The organism is Mycobacterium sp. (assembly GCF_035603715.1).
Lineage (GTDB): Bacteria > Actinomycetota > Actinomycetes > Mycobacteriales > Mycobacteriaceae > Mycobacterium.
The window spans coordinates 1-23,538 of record NZ_DATNJW010000124.1; the positions used below are offsets into that span (position 1 = coordinate 1).

At 63.8% G+C, this 23,538-nt stretch carries 28 protein-coding genes; 18 read left to right on the forward strand and 10 right to left on the reverse strand.

The window, feature by feature from the left end; all coding sequences use genetic code 11:
- The coding region (locus VN856_RS05695; protein WP_325687008.1) for a formate/nitrite transporter family protein at positions 1–705 on the forward strand (705 nt) is incomplete at its 5' end.
- A gap of 1 nt (position 706) precedes the next feature.
- Here VN856_RS05695 and VN856_RS05700 read toward each other — a convergent pair.
- Genes VN856_RS05700 through VN856_RS05710 form a run of 3 tightly spaced genes read right to left on the reverse strand, consistent with a single transcriptional unit; the run spans position 707 to position 3,821 of the window.
- Positions 707–1,579: an alpha/beta hydrolase gene (locus tag VN856_RS05700; protein ID WP_325687010.1), complete on the reverse strand. Its 873-nt coding sequence runs from the start codon at positions 1,577–1,579 to the stop codon at positions 707–709.
- A complete protein-coding gene (locus tag VN856_RS05705; protein WP_325687012.1) occupies positions 1,576–2,748 on the reverse strand; it encodes a sulfotransferase in 1,173 nt (390 codons plus the stop codon). Before VN856_RS05705 ends, VN856_RS05700 begins: the two co-directional genes overlap by 4 nt.
- Positions 2,745–3,821, reverse strand: coding sequence for a DUF1214 domain-containing protein (locus tag VN856_RS05710; RefSeq protein ID WP_325687014.1), 1,077 nt, complete (start codon positions 3,819–3,821; stop codon positions 2,745–2,747). Before VN856_RS05710 ends, VN856_RS05705 begins: the two co-directional genes overlap by 4 nt.
- Before the next feature lie 192 nt (positions 3,822–4,013).
- Here VN856_RS05710 and VN856_RS05715 point away from each other — a divergent pair, with 192 nt between their 5' ends.
- Entirely contained in the window at positions 4,014–4,310 is a 297-nt protein-coding gene (locus VN856_RS05715; RefSeq protein ID WP_325687016.1) for a hypothetical protein, read from the forward strand.
- 58 nt (positions 4,311–4,368) lie between these two features.
- On the opposite strand, the gene VN856_RS05720 is transcribed toward VN856_RS05715, so the two are convergent.
- Together VN856_RS05720 and VN856_RS05725 are read right to left on the reverse strand one after the other, a co-directional pair.
- The gene (locus VN856_RS05720; RefSeq protein ID WP_325687018.1) at positions 4,369–5,268 is read right to left on the reverse strand and encodes a class I SAM-dependent methyltransferase; all 900 of its coding nucleotides are present in this window, start codon (positions 5,266–5,268) and stop codon (positions 4,369–4,371) included.
- 78 nt (positions 5,269–5,346) lie between these two features.
- Positions 5,347–6,174 (reverse strand): LLM class F420-dependent oxidoreductase, encoded by an 828-nt coding sequence (locus VN856_RS05725; RefSeq protein WP_325687020.1) that lies wholly within the window; start codon positions 6,172–6,174, stop codon positions 5,347–5,349.
- A 105-nt stretch (positions 6,175–6,279) separates the two neighbouring features.
- Between VN856_RS05725 and VN856_RS05730 the strand changes: the two genes are divergently transcribed.
- On the forward strand, positions 6,280–7,077 hold the full coding sequence (locus VN856_RS05730; protein WP_325687022.1) for a HugZ family protein: 798 nt from the start codon (positions 6,280–6,282) through the stop codon (positions 7,075–7,077).
- An 8-nt stretch (positions 7,078–7,085) separates the two neighbouring features.
- On the opposite strand, the gene VN856_RS05735 is transcribed toward VN856_RS05730, so the two are convergent.
- Positions 7,086–7,820, reverse strand: a complete 735-nt coding sequence (locus tag VN856_RS05735) for a hypothetical protein (RefSeq protein ID WP_325687024.1) — start codon at positions 7,818–7,820, stop codon at positions 7,086–7,088.
- Between the two features lie 115 nt (positions 7,821–7,935).
- Between VN856_RS05735 and VN856_RS05740 the strand changes: the two genes are divergently transcribed.
- From VN856_RS05740 to VN856_RS05755, 4 genes are all read left to right on the forward strand, one after another.
- Positions 7,936–8,304, forward strand: a complete 369-nt coding sequence (locus VN856_RS05740) for a hypothetical protein (protein ID WP_325687026.1) — start codon at positions 7,936–7,938, stop codon at positions 8,302–8,304.
- An 87-nt stretch (positions 8,305–8,391) separates the two neighbouring features.
- Positions 8,392–9,042, forward strand: a complete 651-nt coding sequence (locus VN856_RS05745; protein WP_325687028.1) for a maleylpyruvate isomerase family mycothiol-dependent enzyme — start codon at positions 8,392–8,394, stop codon at positions 9,040–9,042.
- Between the two features lie 96 nt (positions 9,043–9,138).
- Entirely contained in the window at positions 9,139–9,588 is a 450-nt protein-coding gene (locus VN856_RS05750) for a DUF1003 domain-containing protein (RefSeq protein ID WP_325687030.1), read from the forward strand.
- A 79-nt stretch (positions 9,589–9,667) separates the two neighbouring features.
- Positions 9,668–10,510: an alpha/beta fold hydrolase gene (locus VN856_RS05755; RefSeq protein WP_325687032.1), complete on the forward strand. Its 843-nt coding sequence runs from the start codon at positions 9,668–9,670 to the stop codon at positions 10,508–10,510.
- An 8-nt stretch (positions 10,511–10,518) separates the two neighbouring features.
- On the opposite strand, the gene VN856_RS05760 is transcribed toward VN856_RS05755, so the two are convergent.
- A complete protein-coding gene (locus VN856_RS05760) occupies positions 10,519–11,469 on the reverse strand; it encodes an NAD(P)H-dependent flavin oxidoreductase (protein ID WP_414686878.1) in 951 nt (316 codons plus the stop codon).
- 124 nt (positions 11,470–11,593) lie between these two features.
- On the opposite strand from VN856_RS05760, the gene VN856_RS05765 reads away from it, so the two are divergent.
- The 11 genes from VN856_RS05765 (at position 11,594) to VN856_RS05815 (ending at position 20,754) form a co-directional block, all read left to right on the forward strand.
- Positions 11,594–12,526, forward strand: coding sequence for a glycoside hydrolase family 6 protein (locus VN856_RS05765; protein ID WP_414686879.1), 933 nt, complete (start codon positions 11,594–11,596; stop codon positions 12,524–12,526).
- A 112-nt stretch (positions 12,527–12,638) separates the two neighbouring features.
- Entirely contained in the window at positions 12,639–13,664 is a 1,026-nt protein-coding gene (locus VN856_RS05770; RefSeq protein WP_325687038.1) for a fused (3R)-hydroxyacyl-ACP dehydratase subunits HadA/HadB, read from the forward strand.
- A gap of 373 nt (positions 13,665–14,037) precedes the next feature.
- Positions 14,038–14,973 (forward strand): SDR family NAD(P)-dependent oxidoreductase, encoded by a 936-nt coding sequence (locus VN856_RS05775; protein WP_325687040.1) that lies wholly within the window; start codon positions 14,038–14,040, stop codon positions 14,971–14,973.
- 52 nt (positions 14,974–15,025) lie between these two features.
- Positions 15,026–15,670: a TetR/AcrR family transcriptional regulator gene (locus tag VN856_RS05780; protein WP_325687042.1), complete on the forward strand. Its 645-nt coding sequence runs from the start codon at positions 15,026–15,028 to the stop codon at positions 15,668–15,670.
- Positions 15,671–15,779: 109 nt separating this feature from the next.
- Entirely contained in the window at positions 15,780–16,199 is a 420-nt protein-coding gene (locus tag VN856_RS05785; protein ID WP_325687044.1) for a nuclear transport factor 2 family protein, read from the forward strand.
- A gap of 34 nt (positions 16,200–16,233) precedes the next feature.
- Positions 16,234–17,364, forward strand: a complete 1,131-nt coding sequence (locus VN856_RS05790; RefSeq protein ID WP_325687046.1) for an amidohydrolase family protein — start codon at positions 16,234–16,236, stop codon at positions 17,362–17,364.
- 3 nt (positions 17,365–17,367) lie between these two features.
- Entirely contained in the window at positions 17,368–18,177 is an 810-nt protein-coding gene (locus VN856_RS05795; protein ID WP_325687048.1) for a glucose 1-dehydrogenase, read from the forward strand.
- 12 nt (positions 18,178–18,189) lie between these two features.
- Positions 18,190–19,191: an SDR family NAD(P)-dependent oxidoreductase gene (locus VN856_RS05800; RefSeq protein WP_325687050.1), complete on the forward strand. Its 1,002-nt coding sequence runs from the start codon at positions 18,190–18,192 to the stop codon at positions 19,189–19,191.
- Between the two features lie 324 nt (positions 19,192–19,515).
- Entirely contained in the window at positions 19,516–19,956 is a 441-nt protein-coding gene (locus VN856_RS05805) for a PAS domain-containing protein (RefSeq protein ID WP_325687052.1), read from the forward strand.
- 115 nt (positions 19,957–20,071) lie between these two features.
- Positions 20,072–20,437 (forward strand): ribonuclease domain-containing protein, encoded by a 366-nt coding sequence (locus tag VN856_RS05810; protein WP_414686880.1) that lies wholly within the window; start codon positions 20,072–20,074, stop codon positions 20,435–20,437.
- Positions 20,434–20,754, forward strand: coding sequence for a barstar family protein (locus tag VN856_RS05815; protein ID WP_325687056.1), 321 nt, complete (start codon positions 20,434–20,436; stop codon positions 20,752–20,754). Before VN856_RS05810 ends, VN856_RS05815 begins: the two co-directional genes overlap by 4 nt.
- Positions 20,755–20,771: 17 nt before the next feature.
- On the opposite strand, the gene VN856_RS05820 is transcribed toward VN856_RS05815, so the two are convergent.
- The 3 genes from VN856_RS05820 to VN856_RS05830 all read right to left on the reverse strand — a co-directional run bounded on the left by VN856_RS05820 (position 20,772) and on the right by VN856_RS05830 (position 23,214).
- The gene (locus tag VN856_RS05820) at positions 20,772–21,689 is read right to left on the reverse strand and encodes a DUF4436 family protein (RefSeq protein ID WP_325687058.1); all 918 of its coding nucleotides are present in this window, start codon (positions 21,687–21,689) and stop codon (positions 20,772–20,774) included.
- Positions 21,690–22,066: 377 nt separating this feature from the next.
- The gene (locus VN856_RS05825) at positions 22,067–22,420 is read right to left on the reverse strand and encodes a DUF732 domain-containing protein (RefSeq protein ID WP_414686877.1); all 354 of its coding nucleotides are present in this window, start codon (positions 22,418–22,420) and stop codon (positions 22,067–22,069) included.
- Positions 22,421–22,503: 83 nt separating this feature from the next.
- Complete coding sequence (locus tag VN856_RS05830) at positions 22,504–23,214, reverse strand: serine hydrolase (RefSeq protein WP_325687062.1); 711 nt, start codon at positions 23,212–23,214, stop codon at positions 22,504–22,506.
- Positions 23,215–23,538: the final 324 nt, after the last annotated feature.

A 23,538-nucleotide genomic window follows, 5' to 3' on the forward strand; every position in this document is an offset into this window, starting at 1 on the left:
GGCGCCATGGTGTCGTTCGGGGTGTTGCTGTCTTTGGTTGTCAGCACCGGGGTGTCGTCTCCAGGCATCGCGAGCCTACTGATGGGCTTGGCTTTCGGGATGTCGTTCGCGCTGATCCTGGTGTCAGGGATGTCCCTGATCACCGCCGATATGGCGGCCGGGGCCATCGCGATTCTGCAGCGCCGGATGACCGTCGTCGGCTACCTTCGCCTGCTGCTGATCGGGCTGGTCGGAAACTGCATCGGCGCAATGGCTTTCGTCACTGTGTGCGCCGCGGCCGGTGGGCCCTATCTGGGCGCGTTCGCGCAACGAGCGGCCGTCGTCGCGTCCGCCAAGACATCGCAGCCGGCGCTGACCGCAGTCTTGTTGGCCGTGGTGTGCACCTGGTTTCTGCAAACGTCGATGTGCCTGTTTTTCAAGGCCCGAACCGACATTGCGCGAATGGGATTCGCCTTCTACGGTCCGTTCGCCTTCGTCATCGGCGCGACCCAGCACGTGATTGCCAACATCGGTTTCCTCGGTCTGCCGCTGTTGCTGTCGGCGTTTCACCCCGACGCACCGCATACGCAGCTGGCGTGGGGGTTGGGCGCCCACGGACTGCTCACCAACATCGCGATCACCACGGCCGGCAATTTAGTTGGCGGCACCGTCTTTGTCGCACTGCCTTTTCACCTCGTCACTCGACTGCAGCAGAACGGCCGCTAGGTCAGTCACTTTCGCGCACCGCCGCGGCGACGGCTTGTGGGGCTTCGGAGGAAGGGTAGTGACCGACACCGGGAAGCTCAGTCACCAGGGCGCGCGGCAGGGCCTTGACCGCCAGCTCGAGAACGTGGCCGCCCGAGACGGGGTCCGCGAGTCCCCACATCAGACGCAGCGGGCCGGCCCAATCGGCCAGCGCCGACTCCCACCGCTGATGGTGCGCCGCTCGCTCGGCGTTGTACTTGATCAGCAGATGCGACAGCTTGTGTCCATTGTCGCGCGACATGCCCAGCCAGAGGTCGTCGAACTCGCTGTCACCCAACGGTGTTCCCCGAACAGCGTCGAGTGCTGAGCGGACCCGCGCAGCACTGACTTGGCCGGCCAGCAGCTTGCCGATGACCGGACGGATGAGCAACTTCTGCAGGCGCGTCGGCCGGTAGGCGCTGTACACAATCCCGGAGTTCAGCATTGTCAGGTGGTCGATCGTGAACGGAAGCGCTCCGCGATTGGCCCGGTCGATGAGTTCCTGGCCGACGATCCCGCCGTAGTCGTGAGCCACCAGTCGCACCGATGTGAGGTTGAGGTGTGCGACGAGATCTTCGACCGTGTCGGCGGATTCGGTCACCGAATACTGGTAGCTGTCGGGCTTATCCGATGCGCCGTAGCCAAGGAAGTCCATGGTGACCACATCGTGGTCGGTGGCCAGGTCGGTGGCCACCTCTGCGTAGTCGTAGGACCAGGTCGGGAATCCGTGCAGCAGAAGCACCGTGGGCCCGGTGCCGCGCCGCCGGAATGCGATGCGATGTCCCCGGCGGCTGACCAGGGCGTCGTTTTCGGCGATCCATTCGGCCGCCCCGGGCACACCTGCCGATTCGGTCATCGCAGTTTCTCGCTGGGGATGGCGTGGCGGTCTTGGTAGCGGCGTACCCGTTCACGAACCTCGTCAGCGTTGAGGTTGGTGTCTGACCAGGTGTAGCGGCCGTGCCCGCCGTCGGAGGGATGGGCGGCCAGGAAGTCGCGCATCCGTTGCTCGGTCTCGGGCCGCAGCTCACGGCCCAATGCTTGATAGATCCCACCGATCGTGGCCCACGGATCGTTCATGAAATCGGTGAACTTGACGTCGATGATCCGATCGTCAGGGATGACCCCGCTGTCGCGAAGAGCCATCTCCCGCTCGAGCCCGACGATGATCTCTTCGTAGCTCTGTGCGGCGCACTCGGCGACGGAGGATTCATCGGTGCTCATCCGCCGCAGATGGTGAGTCAGGGCGGCGATCGAGGAGATGACATTGAGCGGGTCGCGATGAGTCTGCACGATCAGCGCATCCGGATATTCGGCCAGCAGCGCGTCGAGTTGCCACAGGTGCGCGGGTGATTTCAGCAGCCATTGTCCGTGGACGCCAGATTGTAGATGCTGCAGGAACATTCGATGGTAGCGGTAGGCGCCGGCATATTCGGCGTCATAAAGCAGCCAGCGGTAGTAGCTCGGAAGCCGGTACTGCACGGAGTAGATCATGCTGGTGAATTCGCCGCCCGTGATCCGGACACACTCCTGACCCACCAGAGCGCCCATCGGATGGAACTTGAGGAAGCCGGGAATGATCTGCTCGGAAAGCTCGATGTTCGACTGGACTTGGGCGATGCGCGGATCGTCATGATAGGTCTCGGGCTGGGGCACCGGGCATGGCTCGTCGACCTCCCAAGTCAACGGTGCACGCAACTCCGGGTCTTGGGTGAGCAGGTCGTAGAGGATCGTGGTGCCGGTACGAGGCTGACCGACGATAACGATGGGGCGGGTGATCTGCTCGGCCGCGACGTCAGGATTCTTTTTCCGCCAATCGATTACACCGAGACGGTTTACCAGCGCGCGGATGAGGTCGGCATACGCGACTTCAATCCCGATCACCGAAAGTCGCGCCTCATTGACAAGGCCGTCGACAAGAACCTGCAAACCTGGCTGCCACCCGTCGTCGCCGAAGTCGTCGAGTCCGGTCTGGGCACACGCGGCGCCAAGTAGCTTGTCCGGCGAAAAGCGTTCCTGCAGAGTCATTTTTGGCCCTGGTGAATCGACGTGGTGACCGCAGGCGGTTCGGGATTGTCGAGCCAACGCAGGACAACAAACCCGCGGTGCCGTCCGCCGGTGTCAAGCCAGTGGCCCACTCCGAGGTCGCGCGCAGAGATCGCGATACGCACATGTCCGTCAGCGTCGGCGTGGACGCCCTTGTTGGTCACCGAGCTGTGCCTGCGGTGCGGCTCCAGGCACTCATGCCAGATGTTTTCCAGTGTGACGTTCCAATAGCGGGTAGCCGGTGGCTGAATGTCTAGCACCAGGGCTTGGTCGGGCTCGAGCCGAAAGGTCCCGATCATGTACAGATTGTCCGGCGTGGTGTCGGCGTCGCCGAGGTCGGCGGCTTGAGCTGTCAGCAGGGTGTTCGGCTGCTCGATGAGCTCGGGCTTGATCGTGCGGTGCAGCGTGGCCAGCTTCATCAACGTCCAGGCCATCGCGGTCAACTGCTCCGACAGCGCGGTATCGGTGAGCACCGCGACGGGATCGGGATCCAGCGGGGCGATATCGAGCGCGGCGAGCTGCTCGGTAGCGCGGTCGCCGATGTATTCGCGGACAACTACCGATGACGCATCCGCCGGGATGTGCAGCCACTGTGCGCCATCGAGATCGGCCGGCTTCTGCTCAGACAGCAGCAGGTCGAATTGTCCTGCGGTCAAGTTCAAGTCGACATCACTGAGATAGCCGGCCATCCGCCGCGGAGTGAGTCCGGTGCCGGCGAGGATCTGGAGCCCGAGGTATGCGCTCGTACCCCGGTGGCCGGTGATCCGGTAGCTGCGGTCGCCGCGGATCATCGCCAGGTGGTAATTGCCGTCGGGGTTAGGGCCGCCGACCATCCGCATCGGCGTACACATATCGAAGAACGACGGCTGGTCGGGATCGGCTTCCACCGAAAGTTGCGCGCACAGCGACGATATTCGCGCGATGACGCGTAGTCCCTCGACAAACTCGCGTTCGGATTCGGCGTCCTCGGTGACCACGGTGGTCATGTCGCGCAGCATGTCTTGGAAGAATTGCCAGGCACCGGTTGATTGCAGCTCCGCGACGCTGTCAGGCATGGCCTTACCGTACGACGACGTGCTGCGCGGTGTCCCGCGTCTTGCGGATTGCCTCGGACCCGCACTGATGATGTAGGTCTGTTATCGGAACGTGGCCGGTGTGTGCCCGTTGTTCGGCTAGGTTACGTCTCGACCGATGCACAGCGAACCTGACGGCACAGGGCTGAGAATCACCGAGAGGCAAGGGGTTTTATGGACTTCGAGGGTAGCCATACCCGCGACCTCATGTCGTTGGCACACCAGGCATTGCGCAGTGGCACCGTCGACAAGGGCGCACTGTGCGCGGCGGCGATCAAGGTCATCGACAACCCGCCTCGAGACGGCATCCTGCGAAGCCTGGCTGACCATGTCTGCCAGGCCGTCTTCGACTGGGCGTGCTTCGAGGGCTCGCCCGCACGATTAGAGGGCGTCGTGAAGGGCTACGAGACTGCGTCGCACGCGTTGCACGCGCTCCAAGTCGAGGAAAGGCTCAACACACTGCAGCACTGAGCCAAACCCGTTGGCGCTCAGTCCTACTAGCCAGACATCCGGTTCGCCGTCGACACGCTTACGCCAGCGTCGCTGTGAGGTAACCAGACCCATCGCCGAAGGAGGCCAGCTCGTCGTCGGGTAGCTCGAATCCGTTGGCCGCGTAGATCTGCGCGGTTGTCTGGACGTCGATGTGCCAACCGTGGTCTTTGAGATAGTCGGCGGCAGGATTGCGGTCACCGCTGTAGAACAGTTCGGCCAGGTTGATGTTGGAGCCGATGCGACGTGATCGCTCGGTGAGCCGGTCTGCCCAATCCGCGGGAACATTGCGCAGGTCCATGTGTTCGGTGGCGATGCGACTGCCCGGTGCGGACAGGGCCACGATGTTGTCGAACAGCCGATCCTGAGCGTCCGGTGGCAGGTAGACCAACAGACCTTCGGCGCTCCAGGCGGTCGGGAGTTTCGGGTCGAAGCCGGCTTGGACCAGTGCGGCGGGCCAGTCCTCGCGCAAATCGATTGCGACTGTGGTCCGCTCGGCAGTGGGTTCGGCGCCGAGGTCGGCAAGAGTCCGCGTCTTGAACGCAATAACCTGAGGCTGGTCGATTTCGAAGATCGTGGTGCCGGCCGGCCACGGCAAGCGGTAGGCGCGGGTGTCCAAGCCTGATGCGAGGATAACGGCCTGCCGGATACCCGCCTCGCCCGCCTGCACGAAGAAGTCGTCGAAGAAGCGGGTGCGCACGGCGATTTGTTCGCTCATCGCCCGACGGTTCAGCAGCGGATCGTCTGCATGCCCGATCTCGCCGTCGATCAGCTTCACAAAGGTGTCGATGCCTACCGCGCGGACCAGTGGGTCGGCCCACGGGTCATTCAACAGCGCGTCGGGATTTTGGGAGGCCATCGCGCGTGATGCGGCGACTGCAGTCGCGGTCGCTCCCACGCTGGATGCCAGATCCCAGGTGTCGTTGTCGGTGCGAGCCATATCGAGAGCCCTTTCTGCGTCCGGGAATTACTTAGCCTAATTAACTATATCACGCAGTCGGAGCCATCCTCCGAAAAGCTAGCCCAGCTTGGCGTATTCCGCGCGCAGCGCATCGAGGGAGCGCAACGTCTCGTCGCGGGGCTGGGTCGGCAATTCGACGGTGACGTGTTCGACCCCCAGGTCGCGGTAGCCCGCCAACACCTCGGCTGTGACCTTCCCGATGTGCGAGGCGATCACCGGGACATCGGGTCCGGCGACCTCGCGCAGCGTCGCCAAGTCACCGGCAAGTGCATCGGCCGATGGGCTCAGCGAGAGCCAGCCGGCACTCAGTTCGGCGATGCGGGCGAAGTTCGCCGGCCCGCCCCCGATATACACGGGTGTGTGCGGCTTAGACAACGGCTTGGGCCAAAGGTAGATCGGGTCGAAGTCGACATACTTCCCGTGAAACGCGGCCTCGTCTTTCGTCCATATCTCGATCATCGCGCGGAGTCGCTCGTCCATGACGCGACCGCGCACGCGTGGATCGACACCGTGGTTGGCGATCTCCTCACGCAACCAGCCCACGCCCACCCCGAACAGAAACCGCCCCTGCGACACCAGGTCCAGCGAGGCCACTTCTTTGGCCGTCTGGATCGGGTCGCGTTGGGTAACAAGCGAGATGCCGGTGCCGACCAGCAGCGACTTGGTGGCGACAGCCGCCGCCGTCAGCGAGACGAACGGATCGAGCGTGCGGTAGTACTGCGGCGGGATCGGACCGCCCATCGGGTACGGGGTTTTTGCGTTCACGGGTATGTGCGAATGCTCAGCCACGAACAGCGAACCGAAGCCACGCTCCTCGAGCGCGACAGCCGCGTCGACCGGGCCGATGGCCGTGTCGTTGAAAAATGTGAACACCCCTAGACGCATCTGCGCTTCCTTCCGCCAGCAACCGGTTCGACCGGAGCAGTCCAACTGCCCCGACCGTCCGGGTTATTCCGGAAGCGCTCCGACGGTGGCAGTAGCCTCACGGTTGTGGTGAATCGTGATCATGGCGATGTTGGCGATGCGCCGTCGACGCCGCCGCCGTTGCAGCCACCGACGAACTCGGCTCGGCCGTCGGCGGCCGAGCAGGCCCGCACTATCGCTGCCGCCAACAATGCGGCCACGCTTGCCACGTTGACCTCCGACGGCGATCCATGGGCGTCGCTGGTTGCGTACGGACTGCTGAATGGCGCGCCGGTGCTGTGCGTGTCGAACCTGGCCGAGCATGGCCGCAACCTGGCCGCCAAACCGCGCGCCAGCTTGTCGATCGTGACAGCGAGCAGCGACGCGGACCCGTTGGCCACTGGCCGGATCACGTTGGCCGGTCGTGTCACGCCTCCTGCCGCCGACGAGCACGCAGCGCGGACGGCGTACCTGTATGCGGTGCCCGCTTCTCGGTTCTACCTCGAGTTCAGCGACTTCACGCTGTGGGTGCTCCAGGTCGAGCGGGTGCGCTGGGTCGGCGGGTACGGCCGGATGGATTCGGCCAGCGGCGAGCAATACCTTGCCGCGGAACCAGATCCGGTGACGCCTGCCGCGGCCGGTGCGATCGCGCACCTCAACGCCGATCACGCCGACGCCCTGACGGCGATGGCCAAGGCGTTCGGCGGCTATCCGGATACCGCGAACGCGGTGTGCACCGACATAGATCGATATGGCCTCGACTTACGGGTTCACACGCCGCGCGGTGTTGCCTACACCCGAGTCGGGTTCCCGGAGCCGCTGAGTTCCGCCACCCAATTACGCTCGGTCACCGCCGAATTGGCACGCGCGGCCGCTCAGGCCTAGCGTCACGTCTACTTCGCTGCGACTGAGGCGAACCGCGCGCTCATACCGTGCCCGACAGCGTCAAGGTCCAACGGATAGGCCTGCAGATGCTCGAGTCGCTCCGATACATCGTCGGCGTCGATGTCGACGAGCACCGACCACGATGTCCCTCGGGCATGCTCGGCGATGACGGCCAGCCGCCAGCCGGCCGGCCCCTCATGATAGGCGCGCGCTTTGGTGGGTATGACGCCGCGAGGACCCAACGTCGGGCGAATCTGCTCGGGACTCAGCGACGGGAAGAACACACTGCCGTCACCATCACTCGGCTCGACAATCGCTGCGAAGCAACGTGATCCGTCGCGCAAGTAGGTCGCCAGGTCCACCACCGTCTGGTCCGGCGCGATTAGTTCGTTGAACGCATCGGGTGCAAGGTCGGTGTACACCGCCCGGCCCGGATGGGGATGTGCTTCCAGAACCAGCGTCCAGCCAACATGGCCGCTCCCGGGCACGACGTCAACGCTGAGCGACGCAGCCCGCGACCCGTGTGCGGCCGCAGTTGCCGCATCGACATCGATCAGCCAGGTGTGTGATGGCGCGAGCGCCCCATCATCGTCGTAGTACAGGGCGGCGAACCGTCGGGTGGCGTCGGGCCCGCGCCGGTAGCTGGCCAAGCGCCGCAGCCGCATCCCCGGCATATCAAGTCCGGCAACCTGATCCGGCTGGATGTCATGCGACCAGAACCAAAAGCGCGGCGCACTACGCACGCCGATCGCCCGTCGAGAGTGCGCTTTTGTTCGCGGGTTGTTTCACCATGCTGACGACACCGTAGTGCAATGAGCGTGAGGCTGCCCAGATCCCGATCGGCCGTATGCTGCCAGCGTGGCCAAGGTGGATCCAGACGATGACAGCATCGCCCGCTGGGTCGTCGCGCACTATCGCTACGACCCGGATCGCCGCGAGCGTCGACACGTTGTGGTAGCGGCCTTCGACAATCCCGACGAATTCCACGCTGACATCCAGACGAGGGCGGAGGCGCTTCGCGCTCGCAGGGACAGCGGGGAAGACATCGATCGGCTCGAACACATCACCGGGCACACCTACGCGGCGGGCTACCGTCGTCAACAACGCGACGCGCACCTACTGAAACGCGCAATGGAGCACGGCGTCGCTCCCGTCCTTGAAGGCCTCGACTTGCCGCCGAATGTCTCAGCTGTCCAAGCCGTGCGTCGGCCGGCCAACCCCGGCTGAACCGTCCACTCGGGCGAAACACGATGAGGTTCGCGGTCGGACCAGGTCTATGTCGAATGACAACAGCACTCGACGGAGTAGGACGATATGGCGAAACCCGAGCACGACCAGTTGTGGGCGCTGGCGCACGCCGAACGGGCCGCGCTTGCGGAGGACCTGTCCGGGCTCAGCCACGAGCAGTGGCGGCACCGCAGCTTGTGCGGGAAGTGGGACGTTGAGGAGGTCGTCGCGCACCTGATCGCCGCGGCGAGCCTGGGTCAGTGGAAGTGGTTGCGCAGCATGATCGGCGCACGTTTTCGCCCTGCCGTGCACAACCAACGTCGGCTGGCCGAGCACCGCGGCAGCACACCCGCCGAGACCCTCGATCGGTTCCGCGCCATCGTAGAAAGCACCACCGCGCCCTCAGCTCATGTCCCGGCCTACCTCGGCGAGGTCGTGGTGCACGCCCAAGACATTCGTCAGCCGCTGGGGCTGACACGGACACCGAGCCTCGCCGCTCTCACCCCGGTCGCTGAGTTCTTCGCCCACCGCAACTTCACCGTCCCGAGTCGCAGCCACGTTGCCGACCTCGAGTTGCGGGCAGACGACGGGCCGTTTGTCGCCGGATCTGGCCCCCTGGTCACCGGATCGACTGTCGCATTGGTGATGGGCATGGCGGGCCGCGCGCCCTACCTCGACGAGCTCAGCGGCCCCGGCGTGCGACTCCTTCGGGCACGAATACACGGCGGCACTGCCTGAATTCGATATACCGCCAATGGATATCGCAGTTGGTGGCGCTCACGTCGACGAGCTGGGTCATGCTGAGCCAGACAACTGGCCCCGGAAGGACTCCACATGACAACCCCAGGCCCCAGTAGCGGTCGGCGAATTCCTCAACTCATTCCGCATCGGTTGCTACGTAACAATCAACTCCACCATCCCGCCGTCGTCGAAGAGGCCAAGCGACGAGGCGCCAAATTCCAGCTGCGGCTGGCCGATGGCATCACCGCGTTCGCCGGCTCGATGAACTTCGTCTGGATCCACGCGGTGCTTTTCGCGGTGTGGATGGTGGTTTTCGAGAAAAATCCGTGGCCGACTCTGACCCTGGTGGTTTCACTCGAAGCGATCTTTCTGTCCACATTCGTCATGATCGGCCAGAACCGGCAAGCCGCGTTCCAGCAGGCCAAAGCCGACCACGACTTTGAAGCTCAGGAACTCGAGCTCAAAACCAACACCGACCTGACCCGCCAAATCCACGTCCTCACAGAGGAATTGCATAGACGGTTAATCGATGGATCCGCGTAGTCACGCCAAGACCGCTGCTCGTGTGCTCGGCATGGGGGCGGTGCGGCGCCTTGGTATACAGATGGGACATGCTTGACGGATGGAGCAATACCGCCGCAATGACCTGACCTTCGATGTCCGCGACGCCGGACCGGCTGACGGACCTGTCGTGGTGCTGTTGCACGGCTTCCCGCAACACAACGACAGCTGGAATGCAGTGATCGACCGGCTTACCGCTCAGGGTTACCGCTGCCTGGCGCCCAACCAGCGCGGATATTCAGCGGGTGCGCGGCCATCCCGCCGCCGCGACTACCGCGTACCCGAACTCGTCGGTGACCTCGGCGCATTGATCGATGCCAGCGGTGCGCGCCAGGTGCACCTGGTCGGACACGATTGGGGCGCCGCGGTCGCGTGGGCCGCCGCGGCGGAGATGCCCGAGCGGCTGGCCACCGTGTCGCCGGTATCGGTGCCACATCCCGCGGCGTTCCTCAAGTCGTTCCTGAACAGTCGACAGGGCCTGGCGTCGTGGTACATGTACGCGTTTCAGCTGCCCCGCATCCCTGAGTGGTCGATGTTGCGTCGCGGCGGCGCCATATTGTCCAGGTCGCTGCGACAGGCCGGGCAAACGCGGGCCGTCGCCGAGCGAGATGCACAGGGCATGAGCGAACCGGGCGCCCTGACCGCGGCGCTCAACTGGTATCGCGCCATGCCGCTGTCGAATCCGCGGGCGATCAACCAAAAGGTCTCGGTGCCAACGCTATACGTGTGGAGCGACCAGGACGTCGCCCTTATGCCGAAAGCGGCTCACAACACTGCCCGATACGTCACCGGGGAATACCGGTTCGAGATCATGTCCGGGGTTTCGCACTGGATACCCGACGAGCAACCCGACAAGCTGGCCGATCTACTGCTGGAGTGGTTCGGCACTCACCCGATACATTGACCCAACGGTCAGTCGCCGGTGCCGCCGCCGAGCCGAGATCGACTCTCGCTCAACGCGGTTTCGATCTCCGACCACGTTTGTTTGACGATCTGTGCTGCCGGTTGCAGATCGATGATCCGCGAGGACACCTGACCGGTGTTGGCGACGCTGGCCTCGAAGTCACCTTCGAAGTACAGATCGGTGATCCGGCCGAGCAGCTCCACCTCTGGATCGCCCGCCGCCACGCGGGCCGCAAGCCCGGTTCGCAGCACCCGCATCGTCGGATTGCCGGGAAGGTCGAGCATCACGGTGCCGTCATCCCCGGCCGAGATGATCTTGTTCTTGAAGTTCGCGTGCACAGCAGCCTCGTGGCTGGCCAGCATCCGGGTGCCCATCTGCACGCCCTCGGCACCCAGGACCACGGCGGCCGCTGCGGACCGGGCGTCGCAGATCCCTCCCGCCGCGATGATCGGAATGTCGATGCGGTCGGCGACAAGCGGAAGCAAGACCAACGTCGACGCACCGAGGGCCGACTTGAACCCGCCGCCCTCGACACCTTCGACCACAAGCGCGTCGACGCCCGCGTCCACCGCCTTCATCGCGCCCTTGAGCGATCCGATGACGTGCACGACGGTCATGCCGGCGTCGTGCAGAAGCGCCGTGAACAAGGCCGGATCGCCGGCGGAGGTGAAGACATGGCGAACCTCGGCAGCGACGAGCTCGTCGACGATCGACGGATCCCGCTTCCAGCCCTGGATCATCAAGTTGGCCGCGACCGGGCGGTCGGTGAGTTCGCGCACCCTGCGCAGGTCAGCGCGACCTTCGGGGGTCAACGTCTCGATCATGCCCATGCCGCCACCCTCGGAGACGGCGGCGGCCAATTCGGCCCTGGCGATGTATGTCATCGGTGCCTGAACAACGGGGTAATCGACGCCGAGGAGCGATTGGATGCGGTTGGTCACGTCTTGATTCTCTGCCAGGGCGCCGCGACAATCAGACCCGGATTGGCGCTCCCCGAGTCGCCACACTAATTTCTCTCAGGTGAAGCTCTCTGCTGTTGGCGCAGTCGCGCGGTTGGCCGTTCCCGTCCTGACTGTCGTCGGCATGACATTTGCCGCCGCTCCCCCGCACACCGGTCCCGCCCCGGCGGTGCGCCTCGTCGATGCGCCCAACCCGTTGGCCGGCCAACCCTTCTTCGTCGATCCCACGTCGCCGGCCATGGCGGCCGCGCACAAGGCCAATCCGCCGAGTCCCGAACTCGACGCGATCGCCAACACACCGCAGGCGCACTGGGTCGACCCGGGCGTGTCCTCCGCTGCGGTCGCCGGGTACGTCGGGGCGGCCCAGGCCGCCGGCAGCATGCCGGTGCTGGCGCTGTACGCAATTCCACATCGCGACTGCGGCAGCTTCGCGGCGGGTGGATTCGGATCGGCCGACGCCTATCGCCAGTGGATCGACGGCATCGGAGGCGCTCTGGGAGCCTCGCCGGTGGCTGTCATCGTCGAACCCGATGCACTCGACATGGCCGACTGCCTCTCGCCCGGTCAGCGTGACGAACGCTATGGGCTGATCCGCTACGCCGTTGACACCCTGACCCGCGATCCGGCCGCCGCCGTGTACATCGACGGCGGGCACTCACGGTGGTTGAAGGCCGAGGAAATCGCCAACCGGCTCAACCAAGTCGGCGTGGACCACGCCCGGGGCTTCAGCCTCAACACCTCCAACTTCTTCACCACCGATGAGGAAATCGGTTACGGCGAGGCGGTTTCGGCGCTCACAAAAGGCGCGCACTACGTGATCGACACCTCGCGCAACGGCGCCGGACCAGCGCCAGACGGCCCGCTCAATTGGTGCAACCCCAGCGGCCGGGCACTCGGCGTCCCGCCCACGACAGCTACCTCGGGTGCGCATGCCGACGCCTACCTATGGATCAAACGTCCCGGTGATTCCGACGGCGCCTGCGGACGCGGCGATCCCGGGCCGGGCCACTTCGTCAACCAGTACGCCGTCGACCTGGCCCGCGCCGCGCACCACTAGGGACGCGGTAGCGACGCAGGTCGCGGACACGCGCTGTATTGCCGCTGTCGCCGCGCGTTAGTGTCTTTTCATTGGCTTCAGCGAACAAGCCGATAGAAAAGTTGAGCCATTCATGCCCACAACAACAGAATCGCCGGCGCTCGAGGCGCGGGTCGGCCATCACTATCAGATGGACGGCACGTACCTGGTCGGCCGCGAAAAGCTTCGCGAGTACGCCCGCGCGGTGCAGGACTATCACCCCGCCCACTGGGACGTCGCCGCCGCCGCGGAACTGGGTTATTCGGACCTGATTGCACCGCTGACATTTACCTCGACCCCAGGTATGACCTGCAATCGCCGCATGTTCGAACAGATAGTCGTCGGCTACGACACCTACATGCAGACCGAAGAATTATTCGAACAGCACCGACCGATCGTGGCCGGCGATGAGCTGACGGTTGACGTCGAACTGACCTCGGTGCGCAGGATGGCCGGCCGGGATCTGATCACCGTGACCAACACCTTCACCGACGCGGCCGGCGAGCGGGTGCACACCCTGCACACCACCGTCGTCGGGGTCACCGCTGAGGACGTCGATCCGGCGATCAAAACTGCGGTGCAGAACGCGATGATGCATGACGTGGACATCTTCGGAATCGGCGAAGACGAGTACCACAAGACGGTGCGCCCCGAGGGCGACATTCGGATCGCCGACGAAGGCCTCACCCGCACACCGGGGACGGCATCGTTCGATGATGTGCAGGTCGGCGACGAGCTACCGGTGCACCACGCCCGGCTGACTCGCGGCGACCTGGTGAACTATGCCGGCGTGGCCGGTGACGCCAATCCGATTCATTGGGACGAGGACATCGCCAAGCTGGCCAGCCTGCCCGACGTGATCGCTCACGGCATGCTCACCATGGGTCTGGGTGCCGGATTTGCCTCCACCTGGACCGGCGATCCCGGCGCGGTCACCCGCTACGCGGTGCGGCTGTCGGCTCCCGCGATCGTGTCGGCCCGAGAGGGCTGCGATATCGAGTTCAGCGGCAAAGTCAAGTCATTGGATCCGGAGACCCGCTCTGGTGTGGTGATCGTCGCCGCGAAATCCGGTGGCAAGAAGATCTTTGGCATGGCCACGTTGGGCGTCCGCTTCCGCTGACTGGCGGCGTCAGACGGGTTCGAACTCGATATGTATTGCGCTGAGGCCGCGCATGATGAACGTCGGATCGTACTGGTAGACACGGTTTTCCGGCGGCCCGTGCTGAGCCTCGGAAATCTTCGTGCGCGGTCGAGTGACTGGTCGGTGAAGTAGTCGACCGACTCCAAATCGCTCACGTCATCTCCTGAACAACCTGGCGGGGGCTTGCGTAATGGAACAAAAATTTGGTGTGATCTTATACGGGTCGCGCTCTGCACTGCCCGATGGTCACGGTGACGACGGCGGCCAGGCAGTTCAGCAAGGGCCTGCACAACCAAATTTTCGTTTCTTGCACGGCCGCCGTTATCGGAGCGTCGACGAGGGGATTTACACCATGATCGACTTCAAGGAGCAGGTCGCGGTCGTCACCGGAGGCGGCCGGGGCCTGGGCCGGCTGTACGCGTTGGAGTTGGCGAACCGGGGCGCGTCGGTGGTAGTCAACGACCTTGGCGGCAGCATGCACGGAGATGGCCAAGACGCCCGGGTCGCCGACGCCGTCGTGACGGAGATCGAAGCCGCCGGCGGCACGGCGATAGCTTCGTATCATTCCGTCGACACCCCCGAGGGTGGCGAGGCCATCGTCAATACCGCGGTAGAAGCGTTCGGTCGCGTTGACGCCGTTGTCAGCAATGCCGGTATTTTCAACAGCGTCCCGTTCGACCAACTCACCCATGACGATTGGACGCGCATGCTGCGGGTCCATCTCGACGGTGGATTCCACCTCAGCCAGCCGGCCTACCGGGTGATGAAACAGCAGGGCTATGGACGATTCGTGTTCATCTCGTCGTCGGGCGGGATGTTCGGTCAGCCGTCCGAAGCGCATTACGCCGCCGCCAAAGCCGGTCTGGTGGGCCTTTCCAATGTGATCTCGATCGAGGGCGCCGAACATGGCATCAAGTCCAACACCGTCCTGCCGTTTGGTTTTTCGCGGATGGTTACCGAAACCATTGGTGATCCGAAAGCCCTCGAGGAGATCGGCTTCACCAAGGTCATCAAACCCGAACTCGTCGTGCCGATCGTGGTGTTTCTGGCCAGCCGCGCCTGCGAGTTGACCCACCAAAACTATTCGGCCTGCGGCGGGAGGTTCGCCCGCGTCTTCGTCGGACTCGGCGAGGGCTGGCTCGCCGAACCCGACAGCCAACCCACCGCCGACGACGTCGTCGCCCATCTATCGGAGGTCACCGCCACCGATCCCTACACGGTTCCCGGCTCCATCTTCGAAGAGGTCTTCGCGATCTGCGAACGGCTCGGCGTCAACGCTCTGCAATAGACCGCGCCGGCGATGCGCCGCTCGACCAACACGTGCGTTATACCCTTGGCCGATGACCGCTCGCGGAGCACAGGCCATTCGCCTGGGTTTTTCGAGTCGCAGTGGTGCCCAGATGCGCACGCTGAACGCCGCTTTGGCCCTGTTCGCCGAGCATGGCGTCGGGGCCACGTCCTACCAGATGATCGCCGACGCGAGTGGTGTCACGAAGGGCGCCATCTATCACCAGTTCAAGACCAAGGACGAGATCATCATCGCGGTGGCCGAAATGGAACTGGCCAAACTCGACGACGCCCTGGAAGCCGCAGAGGCCGAGGATGATTCCGACGTCGCCCGCGAGTTGCTGCTGAACCGTATTGTCGATCACGCTGTCGAGCACCGCCAGGGGGCGAACACCTTTCAATTCGATCCGGTACTCGTTCGTCTGCTGTCCGGTCATGCCCCGTTCCAACGCTTTGTCGAGCGGTTGTACGGAATGCTGGTCGGCGACGACGAAGGACCGGACAAACTCGTTCGTCTTGCGGCCCTGACCTGCGTGGTAGGTGGCACGGTGGCCCACCCTCTGGTTGCCGAGGTCGATGACGAGACTCTGCGAACTCAAATGCTCAACGTGGTAAGACAACTCGTCGGTCTTCCGCAGCCCACGACCCGCGCCGGGCGGGCGGCCCGTTCGCGCACGCCGCGTACCGCATCGGCGTAGCGGCCGTCCAGTTCGGGCACATTGCCCTCTTGACATCGCTAGACGCTCGTCTAGGGTCATTTGCTATACGATCGTCTAGCTGCGGACGTGCAGGGAGTGGAGAACCCCGATGTCGTGGTGTGAAGATTTCATCGCCGCGTTCAATACGCATCAGGTCGAACCGATGCTGGCTATCTGTGCACCAGACATCAAGTGGGAGGACGTTTCCGGTCACATCAACTACGACGGGCACGACGGCGTCAAGCAAATGATCGAGCTGACCTTGATGGCCATCCCGGACTGCAAGTTCACCTATCACGGCGGTTTGAAACTCGAGAACTCGTACATGGTCGAGTGGACGATGTCGGGAAACGCGTTCGGGACCGACTTCGCCTGCCGCGGAGCATCCGTCGGCGAGACCAACGACCAGGGCGCCATCCTGCACAACCGCGACTACTGGGACTCGCGGTCATTCCCGGGAATGCCTGGCGGACCGGAGAATCCGTCAATGGACGACGTCGAGGCCATGAAGTCTGCAGCCGAAGGCTGAACCGCTAGCTGTCTGCGACAAACGAGGAGGTCTTATGGTTCCCGAAAAACTGATCACCGCCGATTGCCACATCACGCCTCCGCTGAGTCTGGTGAACGAGTTGCCCGAGCATTACCGGGAGTATTTCCCGCGCCTCGAGAAGGACGAGAACGGCAAGGACGTCTTCCAGCCCGGCCACATCGTGTCGCTGGCGATGATGACCGGAGAAGGCGCCGACTCTGATATCCGCTCCGATGCGACGGGTGCCGAAGGCAACGTAGTGGCGGAAGCTCGCCCCAGCCTGGATGCCGCTGAGCAGTTGGCCGATCTGGAGCGCGACGGCGTCTACGGCGCGGTGCTGATCGGCCGGATCGCTGACATGCCCAACGGGATCCCCGCCGATGCCGATACCGCCTATTGCCGGCTGGCCAACGACTGGCTTGCCGACCACTGGGGTCCCTACCTCGATCGCGTCGCGCCCGGAATCCATTTGCCGTTCAAGGACGTTGGCGCCTCGGTCGCCGAGCTCGAACGAGCGGCAGGGCTGGGTCTGCGGCCGGCGTTGCTTCCCGACGGAATTTTTGAACGGCCCTACTACATGGAGGAATGGGAGCCCCTGTGGGAGGCCGCGGACAGTCTGCGCGTGCCGATCACGATGCATGTCGGCGGGCTGCGCCAACCGCTGGTCGGGCCGGGTCTGATGGCATACCCCGGCCGCCAGGACATCGGCTGGTACGTGCAGAGCTGCGGCATGGGCGAAACGCTGGGCTGGATGACCTATAGCGGCGTGTTCGAGCGCTATCCCAACCTGCACGTGATCTGCACCGAAGGCTACGCGGGCTGGCTGGCGTTCGCGATGCAGTTTTACGATCACCACTTCAGCCAGAGTCGGCTGCATGACCTCGGCATCGATCACCTCATGGGACCGGCCAAGATCGACGTGCACCCGAGTTTTTATCTCAAGCGCCAGACACACGCGACGTTCATGTGGGATCCGCTGGCGATTCGTAACCGCGACCTCACCGGGCTGGACTGCTTGATGTGGGGCAACGACTACCCCCATCACGAGGGGTCGTTCCCATTCTCCGACGACTGGATCACCAAACAGTTCGACGGCGTTCCCGCCAACGACGTCGACCAGATCTGCCGGGGCAATGCCGCCGAAGTGTTCGGCATCAAGGTCTGAGCGTTGACCGACGACCACGACATCACTGACCAGTTCCGTCTCGACGGTAAGACCGCGCTGGTCACCGGTGCCGGCAAAGGCATCGGACGGGGCATCGCGCTCACCTTCGCTCGCGCGGGGGCCGACGTGGCACTTGTTGCCCGAACCAAGGACGACCTGGACGCCGTCGCCGAAGAAGTCCGCTCTGAGGGACGTCAGGCCGTGGCGATCGCAGCCGACGTCACCGCAATCGAGACCCTCGCCGACGTCGTCGAGCAGGCCGTGCGAGAACTCAGCGGGCTCGACGTCCTGGTGAACAACGCCGGCGGTGTCGAACAGCTCGGAACCTACATGGACATGACCGTCGCGATCCTCGAAAACGCCTTCCGCTTCAACGTTTCGGCGCCCTTCGAGCTCGGGCGTCACGCTGTGCCGCACATGCTCGCGCGCGGCGGCGGGGCGATTGTGAACATCGGGTCGATGTCAGGCATGCAGAACGAACGCGGTTTCCTGCCGTACAGTCTCGCGAAATCCGCGCTCGGCAAGTTCACCCAACTTGCTGCCATCGAACTTTCGCCGCGTATCCGGGTGAACGCCATCCACCCTGGCTGTGTCGAGACCGAAGCGCTGCGCGGGTTCATGGACGCCATGCCCGACGTCCGCGCCGGTCTGCAATCCAAGACCCCGATGCGACGCAACGGCACCCCCGAGGACATCGCCCGCGCCGCACTGTTTTTCGCGGCACCGGCATCGTCCTGGATCACCGGAAAGCTGCTCGAAGTCGACGGTGCAGCACCGGCGGGGCTGTTCCCCAACGAGTCACCCGATCTCTAGAAGAGGACCCACGTGGCCGAGGACATTCGATTCGACGACGAGGTGGTGATCGTCACCGGCGGTGCCGGTGGCATCGGCCGCTCTCAGGCCATCGAGCTGGGCCGGCGCGGCGCCTGCGTCGTCGTCAACGACCTCGGCGGCAGCCCTCGCGGCGGTGGCTCAGACCCGACGATGGCCCAGGCTGTCGTGGACGAGATCCGTTCTGCGGGTGGCAAAGCCGTCGCTAGCGGTGCCAGCGTATCCTCCGACGACGGCCCCGCCCAGATCGTGGACATTGCGATGGACAGCTGGGGTCGCATCGACGGATTGATCCACAACGCGGCCATCGTGCTCGACGATCATTTCGAGGATGTCACCGACGACGACCTCGACAACATCGTTGCGGTAAACCTGCGTGGCACGTTCCGGACGGTGCGGGCGGTCTACCGGGCGATGAAGGACAGCGGCGGCGGCCGCATCGTGACGCTGACCTCGGCATCGGGTTTGTCCGGGGCGTTCGGCCAGGCCGCCTATGCCACCACGAAGATGGGCGTAGTGGGCATCACCCGCTCGGTGGCCTGGGAGGGTATGCGGTTCGGCATCAAAGTCAACGCGCTGGCGCCGGCCGCCTTCGACACTCGGCTGTTCTCGGTATTCACCCCCGACGGTGACGCCGCATTGCGCGGCCGCCCACCCGAACTCGAGATCTCGTTGGATTCTGCGGAATACGTGGCGTTGCTGACCGCAAGTCGCGTGACACCGATGGCTCTGGCACTGGTGCACCGAAGCTGCCCAGCAACTGCCGAGATCTTCGGCGCGACCGGTGGCTACTACTGCCGCTACGCCATCTCGCACACCGAAGGCGCGACGTTCGGCCCGCATCCCAAAGTCGAAGACATTGCCGACAATTGGGCTGATATCCGGGGCGGGTCGCTGCCCAACGAGCTCGACGGGGAGGCGATGGCATGGGGTGTGCAGGCTTACTCCACCCGTCTGCAGGCTCTGGCCGCCCAACTGCAGACATCGGGGTCTTGATCCTGTTCGTGGTCCGACCTGCCCTCGATAGCCACCGTAGGTCTGCACAAGTGTTAACTCAGTCGCCCGGAAAATTAATGACGACCGCTCCCCCGATCGCGTCGCATGGCGTATTTTCAGGACAGCTGGCAACCCATGCTGTCGGGTACGAGTTCCGCCGTTGCGACACAGCCGCGAACTCCAGGCGTCCCGCGCCGCGACTCGGCATTCACGCTGATTATCTGCGCGCCGGGATCACCATTGAGTACTTCACCGGATTCGTACGTTTACCGAACGAGCCAGACCCTATCCGCGAACGCGGAAACCAACGGCCACGACAATTTCATGGCCTCGGAATTCCGCGGCCGCGACAGACGCCGCCGGCCGTCGCCGAGCAGCGCCGAAGAATGCCTGCGCACGCTGCCGGGGTTGGTGCTGCTGGATCGCTTACCTGTGCCCATGCTTGCCACTGGACTCGACGGCGTCGTCGTCTACACCAACCCCGCTTTCGCGACCATGCTCGGCCACCATCCCGACACCGTCATGTTGACCGGACAACTGCTTCCCGCGCTGCTGGTCGGACATTCTTCGACCCCGCCACGTGGTTGTGTCAGCGCACTGCGCGCCGCCGGCAACGCGATCATCGACTGGCGCCACGCAGAAGGCTTCGCGGTACGCAGCGTGATATCCGAGACGCTGTTCTTTCGTGCCTGTGATCAGATATTGCTGATCGGCGTCACCGACGTCACCGAACTAATCTGGACCACCCCACCCGAAACATTCTGAAGCCGCGTCTAGGCGTCTCGCCTGCAAGCGGCGTCATGTGCGAGGAGCGCAGGTGAGTCGACGCAGGCTGGCAGTTGTCGCGCTGTGCGCACTCGTCCTCATCGTCGGCGGGTGGATGCTGTCGCGCACCCACCCTGCCGAACCGGCGCCGACGACAGCCGGTCAAGTCAGTGAACCGGCGTGCCCGATAGCCACCCTGCCGCACGAAGTGGTCGACACTGTGAAGCGCATCCACACCGGCGGCCCTTTTCCGTTTCCGCACAGCGACGGCGCGGTGTTCACCAACCGCGAGGGCCATCTGCCCAAGCAACGCAGGGGGTACTACCACGAGTACACCGTGATCACCCCGCGAGCCCAAGACCGGTCGATGAGGCGGATCGTCACTGGCGGAACGCCATTGGCCTATCCGACCCAATACTTCTACACCGGCGACCACTACGACTCGTTCTGTCTGGTCACTGACGCTGGGACGCAACGATGACGCGAGAGCCGACCGAAAACCTGCCGGTGATCTACCGCCTCGACGGCCGGAAGATCAGATCCGCCGGCGACTTCTACCGCGAGATCGGTTCCGCCGTGAACGGACCGGGCGGCTATTTCGGGCGCAACCTCGACGCATTGGCCGATTGTCTGAGGGGCGGATTCGGCACCCCCGAAGACCGGCCGTACGAATTCGAATGGGAACACAGCGCGCTATCGCGGCGCTACCTCGACGAGATTCACTACGGGCAGCGGACATTGTTCGATGCGATACATGACGTCTTCAAAGACGCTGACGTGACGCTGCGCCTCCAGTGACGCCCTCGCTCGACCTGTCAGTCGTCTGACGCGGCTTTCCGTTTCTTGTGGGAGATTTCGATGTGGTAGCCGTGCAGCACGGTCACGATCATCGAGATTGAGACGACGCCTTCGGCGATGAAGAACGCCGCGAAGTCGATGAGTGATCCGATCGGTGGGTCTCCTGGCACCGCATTGCGCAACGGAATGAGCGCGAACAGCAGCGTGCCGAGGAAACCGAGAGCAGACCAGAACAACCCGAGCCTGCCGCTGGCGGTGTACCACGCCGCAATGAGCGCGGCGATGGTGAGGCACCACATGAACACCATGATGAACACCGCAAACATGACGGTGCTCGTCGAGCGTTTCACGCTCGCAGTTGCGGCGAAGAGCGACTGAGGCGTGGCGACCTTTTTGGCTTCTGCGCCGCCCTGGTGCACTTCGACGGTTTGTTCTTGTTGGGGAGCCACTTTGAAGAAAGAGTCGATGTTGTCGAAGACGACCCGGACCGGGACCGCCCGCTGATCCGTGCCGTCGCCGACCTTCACCCGGAAAAAGAAGTTCGTCGTGTAACTGTCGAGGGGATAGTCGGTGATGACCCCGTCCCGAAGCGCGAATTCGGTAGACACGAACTCTGGGCGTTCGTTCGCCTTGGCGACGACGGTGGCGTTGGTGACCGCATTGCTGGTCAGCGTCGCATCCTCTTTCAGTTCATGGGTGCGCTCGTCCAGCAAGGAACCCGAGCCCTTCAGTTCCAACTGAGCGCTCACCCGCGCTGTCGACGGGTCCACTTTCTGGATGAGGACGGTGACGGTCATATGGTCCGGGTTGGCAGTGTCGCCCAGGATCGTTGGATGGCGGGTCTTGTGATGCTCCAGCCAGTACAAGGAAACACTCAGGACTGTGAGCGTAATGACAAGGAGCGATAGAAAACTCAGCCGCGCGACGCTTGGCAAGCGCGGCAAACCGGGTGGCGTCGGCTGACTCGATGTCGAGCTCGACCGACTCATTGTTGACGTTGACATACTCAGCCTTCCCGAGGCGAGCAGTCGCGTTCGCCGGCGCAATCGCCAGCGCGAGACCCCGAGGTCCGCGCCCCCTCAGCCCGCCATCATGCCCCAGATGAGGCCGACGGACCTCCGAGGACGCGCCGTGCGGTCGGTGGAATTCTTTGCCGACCAGCCACGGTGCCCTGTTAACGCGTTGTAGCCAAACGCCATTCGAATTGCTGAGTCACCGGTGATTTTTGTGCATCTGTAACCGGCGATTTGGCAAGAGTTTCCGCTACGGTCTGCAAATGGCTACCGCAGCGGTGGCGTGGCCGCAATCGTTATTAAGTGCAGAGGGTCGGTGCGTCGCAGACGTTTCCGGGGCAATAGGTCTTGTGCGCCGCGTCGACCATTGTCCCGACATCCAACAATGTGACGCCCCTCTTGTTCAGGTGGTCGTGAATGTCGTCGGCGATCACTTGTGGCTGCCAGCCCCAGGTGAGGTCGTAGCAGATGAGGTGCGCCTCACCGATCAGCGCCTCTTCGGTGCTCGGCGGCCATGAAAGGCCCACGGCACGCAGCTTCGCAAGATATGCGTCGTCTTGCGGAGTGGCGTTCGCAATTCCGGTGCCTAGAGCCAAGGCGGCGCCGGCCATTACGGGGATGGTGAGTTTGACTAGCCAGCGAGGTGAGCTCATTGATTCGTTTCCTTTGATTAGGATGACACGACGCTGATAAACCGGTTAGAGCGTACTACGCTGTCGCGCGAACTGACTGGTCATCACAGATTAATTTCGATGGTGGTTCTCAGGATCGTGCCGATGTTCCGCATTCCCGACAGGGCACGGTCCCGCAGGTCAGCATCGGAGGCATTCCAGTTGGCGATCACGGCGTAGTTAAGCCAGACGGCGTTCCGGCCGATCATGCCGACATCTGCCCTGATCCCTGGATCGGCTCCAGTTTTGTTACGAATAACGAAGTTTCGATCCGACGGCGCATGTGCCAGCGGATCGAGGCCGAATACAGACGCGACCATCGAGAGGTCCACGTTCGTCACCAGCCAGGCATTCACCTGTTCTGACACGGTTGGGGATACCAGCTCGTTGCGCGCCAGCTGACTCATCAACAGCGACAACTCGGACGCCGATCCGGTCGACAGCGTCTCCGGATCGTCTGGGCCGCGGTGGTCTCGGACGTAATCGAGCAGCGCCGTGTGTTCTAAGCCCAGGGATTCGGCGAGGTCGTGGACCCGCTGCAAGCCAACATGTTTGAGGAGCGCGTTGGTCGCCAAGTTGTCGCTGACGCTCGCGATCAACACGCAGAGATCGTGCACCGCCAGTTCTTCGACCTGCAGCTGCTGCCAGATTCCCGAGTCGGCAACACGAAGTTCTGGATCCTGCCTGAGCAACGTGGTGCCAGTGAGCTCCCCGACGGCACATTGCCGTGCGACCTCGACGAGCAACAGGAGCTTCCCGATGCTTGCCGTCTTCATCGACTGATCGGCGTTGCGGCCGGCCACTTCGCGACCTGCGACATCTCGAATACAAATCGACCAATCGATGTCGACGGTGGTGGCGACAACGTCGTCGATCGATCGCTGGAGCACCTCTAGCCTTTGCGCCTCGAAGGTGAGTGTTCTTGTCGCGTCGACAGTATCGTGCGACGACGCGTCATAAGCCAGATCCCTAGTCGTCGTGCAGAAAGCGCGCCGCAAGCAACACCGCGATGCCGGCGAACACCAGGATCGTCACGGCGACCGCGGTCCAACCGCGAGCATCGAAGGCCACGCCTCCCAGCCATCCAATGGCGCTGGAGC

Bases quoted from the DNA above. Each gene is read 5' to 3' on its own strand.
- VN856_RS05815 (WP_325687056.1), top strand. From the start codon at position 20,434: ATGACGCGAGAGCCGACCGAAAACCTGCCGGTGATCTACCGCCTCGAC.
- VN856_RS05745 (WP_325687028.1), top strand. From the start codon at position 8,392: ATGGCGAAACCCGAGCACGACCAGTTGTGGGCGCTGGCGCACGCCGAA.
- VN856_RS05720 (WP_325687018.1), bottom strand. From the start codon at position 5,268: ATGGCTCGCACCGACAACGACACCTGGGATCTGGCATCCAGCGTGGGA.
- VN856_RS05780 (WP_325687042.1), top strand. From the start codon at position 15,026: ATGACCGCTCGCGGAGCACAGGCCATTCGCCTGGGTTTTTCGAGTCGC.
- VN856_RS05750 (WP_325687030.1), top strand. From the start codon at position 9,139: ATGACAACCCCAGGCCCCAGTAGCGGTCGGCGAATTCCTCAACTCATT.
- VN856_RS05765 (WP_414686879.1), top strand. From the start codon at position 11,594: ATGACATTTGCCGCCGCTCCCCCGCACACCGGTCCCGCCCCGGCGGTG.
- VN856_RS05775 (WP_325687040.1), top strand. From the start codon at position 14,038: ATGATCGACTTCAAGGAGCAGGTCGCGGTCGTCACCGGAGGCGGCCGG.
- VN856_RS05790 (WP_325687046.1), top strand. From the start codon at position 16,234: ATGGTTCCCGAAAAACTGATCACCGCCGATTGCCACATCACGCCTCCG.
- VN856_RS05705 (WP_325687012.1), bottom strand. From the start codon at position 2,748: ATGACTCTGCAGGAACGCTTTTCGCCGGACAAGCTACTTGGCGCCGCG.
- VN856_RS05785 (WP_325687044.1), top strand. From the start codon at position 15,780: ATGTCGTGGTGTGAAGATTTCATCGCCGCGTTCAATACGCATCAGGTC.
- VN856_RS05830 (WP_325687062.1), bottom strand. From the start codon at position 23,214: ATGAAGACGGCAAGCATCGGGAAGCTCCTGTTGCTCGTCGAGGTCGCA.
- VN856_RS05715 (WP_325687016.1), top strand. From the start codon at position 4,014: ATGGACTTCGAGGGTAGCCATACCCGCGACCTCATGTCGTTGGCACAC.
- VN856_RS05825 (WP_414686877.1), bottom strand. From the start codon at position 22,420: ATGAGCTCACCTCGCTGGCTAGTCAAACTCACCATCCCCGTAATGGCC.
- VN856_RS05700 (WP_325687010.1), bottom strand. From the start codon at position 1,579: ATGACCGAATCGGCAGGTGTGCCCGGGGCGGCCGAATGGATCGCCGAA.
- VN856_RS05755 (WP_325687032.1), top strand. From the start codon at position 9,668: ATGGAGCAATACCGCCGCAATGACCTGACCTTCGATGTCCGCGACGCC.
- VN856_RS05725 (WP_325687020.1), bottom strand. From the start codon at position 6,174: ATGCGTCTAGGGGTGTTCACATTTTTCAACGACACGGCCATCGGCCCG.
- VN856_RS05805 (WP_325687052.1), top strand. From the start codon at position 19,516: ATGGCCTCGGAATTCCGCGGCCGCGACAGACGCCGCCGGCCGTCGCCG.
- VN856_RS05810 (WP_414686880.1), top strand. From the start codon at position 20,072: ATGCTGTCGCGCACCCACCCTGCCGAACCGGCGCCGACGACAGCCGGT.
- VN856_RS05770 (WP_325687038.1), top strand. From the start codon at position 12,639: ATGCCCACAACAACAGAATCGCCGGCGCTCGAGGCGCGGGTCGGCCAT.
- VN856_RS05710 (WP_325687014.1), bottom strand. From the start codon at position 3,821: ATGCCTGACAGCGTCGCGGAGCTGCAATCAACCGGTGCCTGGCAATTC.